Source organism: Zavarzinia sp., from assembly GCF_049306435.1.
Lineage (GTDB): Bacteria > Pseudomonadota > Alphaproteobacteria > Zavarziniales > Zavarziniaceae > Zavarzinia.
Genome location: NZ_JBAQRT010000178.1, coordinates 1 through 2,418, shown reverse-complemented (window position 1 = coordinate 2,418; position 2,418 = coordinate 1). Strand labels below are relative to the sequence as shown.

The following is a 2,418-nucleotide window of genomic DNA, read 5'->3' as shown; positions in this document are numbered from 1 at the left end:
GCGCGAAGGCGCGGCCCCGACCGGCACGACGATGCGGGTGCGGCAACGAGCCGAGGTCGAGTTCGCGGTCTGGCTGACCGCCCTCGATCGCTTCGCGGACGATGCCGCCGCCCTCAATGCGCTGGCGACCCTGCGCGCCCTGCCGCGTCAGGCCCTGCTCGGCTGGGGCGTCGCTGAAGATATCACGGATAGTCCCATCACCTTCGGGACAGGCGAAATGCGCACCGCCCGGCCGGGCCGCTTGGCCTGGCGCGACACTTTCTCGACCGCCCTCTACTACCAGCAAAGCTAAGGCCAGGAGGCCCCATGACCAACACCCCCAAGCCCGTCGAGGGCGGCCGTTACGAGCTGATCGACGGCGATCTGGTCCAGCTCCAGGCGCCGACCGCGCCCGGTGCCGGCGGCCCGCGCAATGCCGATGGCACCAGCATGTACACGACGGACAAGTTCCGTCCGGCGCCGGCCGAGGCACCGACCTCGTCTCCGATCCCCGCGCCCCCGGTGCCGGCCGAAGCGCCGATCGCCGAGCCGGATCCGCCGATCGGCGAGCCCGAAACCCCCAAAAAGAAGCGCTGAAGGAGGTCTGACCGATGGGTTACAAGTGGGAGCAGAAGCTGATCATGCTGAAGGCGGAGGTCACCTACGGCACCGACTCCGGTCCCGTGGCCGGTGTAAACGCCTTCCTTACCGTCAATGGGGCGATCAAGCCGCTCGTGCACCAGAAGGTCCAGCGCAATCTCGATGGCGGGCGGCTGGGCAACGAGGGCGAGCTCGTCGTGGGCGAGTACTGCGAGATGTCGTTCGACGTCGAGGCGACGGGTAGCGGCGCGGCCGGTACTGCCCCGGCCTATGGCGCCGCACTGATCGGCTGCGCGATGGCGGAAACCGTGGTCGCGACCACCCGGGTCGACTACAAGCCGGTCGATTCCGGCGAGACCTCGGTCACCATCTTTTTCTACATCGGTCGCCTGCGCCACAAGATGCTGGGTGCCCGGGGCACCGTCAAGCTGACCGGCGCGGTGTTCGCCGTCCCCAAATTTCAGTTCACGTTCATTGGCCTCTGGGGCGGCATCGCGGACGGCGCGCAGGGCAATGCCAGCGCGGCCCTCGCCGCGTTCAAGGATCCCGAGGAGGTGTGCTTCGCCAACACCCAGGTCACCCTGCACGGCTCCACCCTGGGCGTCAAATCCTTCGAGGTCGATTTCGGCATCGAGAACACGTACCGCAACCTGACCAATTACGAAGGCATCAACTATGGGGACCGCCAGGCCAAGGGGTCGATCCTGTTCGAGGCCCCGGATATCACGACGAAAGACTGGATCACCACCATCAAGGCGGAGACCCGCGACACGCTGACGATCACCCATGGCTCCGCTGCCGCAAAGAAGGTGATCGTCTCCGGCCCCAAGGTGCAGCTGCTGGATCCGGCCTATCAGGAGGATGCGAAGGGCCTGATGATCCAGGCGAACATGAACCTCTGCGTCAGCACGGTCGCCGACGATTTCACCATCACCATCCAGTAACCCCAACGATATCGGACGCCCAAAATGGAAATCTCCCTCAGCGAAAAGCCGCGCTTCACGGCCCCCGTCAAGGTCATGGTCCCGAACTCGTCCGGTGGCTTCTCGACCGAGAAGTTCACCGCTCATTTCGTGGTGATCGACCACGAGGAGCAGAAGGCTTTGCGCGAAGGCGCGGTCGATCCCGACAAGGAAGTGCTGCGCGCCGCCTGGGCCGGCTGGGACGGCATCACCGAGGCCGAGACCAAGCAGGAACTCGGGTACACCGACGCGCGCCGCGACGCCCTGCTGAACGTGCCTTACGTCGCCATCGCCCTGGCCCAGGCCTATTTCCCGAGCCTGTCCAACGGGACGACCCGGCGAAAAAACTGACGGACGCCGCCCGGACCTGGGCAGGGGGCGGCGACATCAGCCCGGGCCAGCAGGATGCCCTGCTTGCCGAGATCGAGATGTGGGGGCTGTCCGGCCCGGGCGCGGATCAGCTCCGCGCCCGGGCCAGCCGTCAGACGGTGATCGAGCTCTGGCCGTCCAACCTGCGGCCCTGGGATCGGTTCATGAGCGTCGCGACGCGATGGCAATACGCGGGCATGACCGGGACGATCGTCGGCCTCGATTACGTCGCGGCCGAACTGGTGTTGAGGACCAAGGGTGTGACTCTGGACGGCGAGACCATGGCTGACCTGCAGGCGTGCGAAAGCGGCGCCTTGCAGGCCTTCCGCGCGCGCGACGAGCGTCGCGCAGCCGAGGAGCGGTCGCGCCGTGGCTGAAGATCTCAACCTTCGCATCCGCCTGACCGGCGATGGCTCCGAGCTCAAGGCCGAGCTGGTCGGGGTCAAGGGCGCGGTCACCGAGCTGGGCGCGGCGGCGACGACTGCCGGTGCCCAGGTCGATGCCGGCC

At 67.0% G+C, this 2,418-nt stretch carries 5 protein-coding genes; all 5 read left to right on the top strand.

Annotation, left to right across the window (positions count from 1 at the left end; translation table 11 throughout):
* Window positions 1-292 (top strand): phage tail terminator protein (locus WAZ62_RS09870; RefSeq protein ID WP_422643351.1); only part of this gene is annotated, 292 nt, incomplete at its 5' end.
* A gap of 14 nt (window positions 293-306) precedes the next feature.
* Window positions 307-576, top strand: coding sequence for a hypothetical protein (locus tag WAZ62_RS09865; RefSeq protein ID WP_422643350.1), 270 nt, complete (start codon window positions 307-309; stop codon window positions 574-576).
* A 14-nt stretch (window positions 577-590) separates the two neighbouring features.
* The gene (locus WAZ62_RS09860; RefSeq protein WP_422643349.1) at window positions 591-1,523 is read left to right on the top strand and encodes a phage tail tube protein; all 933 of its coding nucleotides are present in this window, start codon (window positions 591-593) and stop codon (window positions 1,521-1,523) included.
* Between the two features lie 24 nt (window positions 1,524-1,547).
* The gene (locus tag WAZ62_RS09855) at window positions 1,548-1,892 is read left to right on the top strand and encodes a hypothetical protein (protein ID WP_422643348.1); all 345 of its coding nucleotides are present in this window, start codon (window positions 1,548-1,550) and stop codon (window positions 1,890-1,892) included.
* A 77-nt stretch (window positions 1,893-1,969) separates the two neighbouring features.
* Window positions 1,970-2,287, top strand: coding sequence for a DUF1799 domain-containing protein (locus tag WAZ62_RS09850; protein ID WP_422643347.1), 318 nt, complete (start codon window positions 1,970-1,972; stop codon window positions 2,285-2,287).
* The last annotated feature ends 131 nt before the right edge of the window (window positions 2,288-2,418 follow it).

What these genes read in the sequence shown, in the direction of transcription:
- WAZ62_RS09865 (WP_422643350.1), top strand. Translation starts at nt 307, where the DNA reads ATGACCAACACCCCCAAGCCCGTCGAGGGCGGCCGTTACGAGCTGATC.
- WAZ62_RS09860 (WP_422643349.1), top strand. Translation starts at nt 591, where the DNA reads ATGGGTTACAAGTGGGAGCAGAAGCTGATCATGCTGAAGGCGGAGGTC.
- WAZ62_RS09855 (WP_422643348.1), top strand. Translation starts at nt 1,548, where the DNA reads ATGGAAATCTCCCTCAGCGAAAAGCCGCGCTTCACGGCCCCCGTCAAG.
- WAZ62_RS09850 (WP_422643347.1), top strand. Translation starts at nt 1,970, where the DNA reads ATGTGGGGGCTGTCCGGCCCGGGCGCGGATCAGCTCCGCGCCCGGGCC.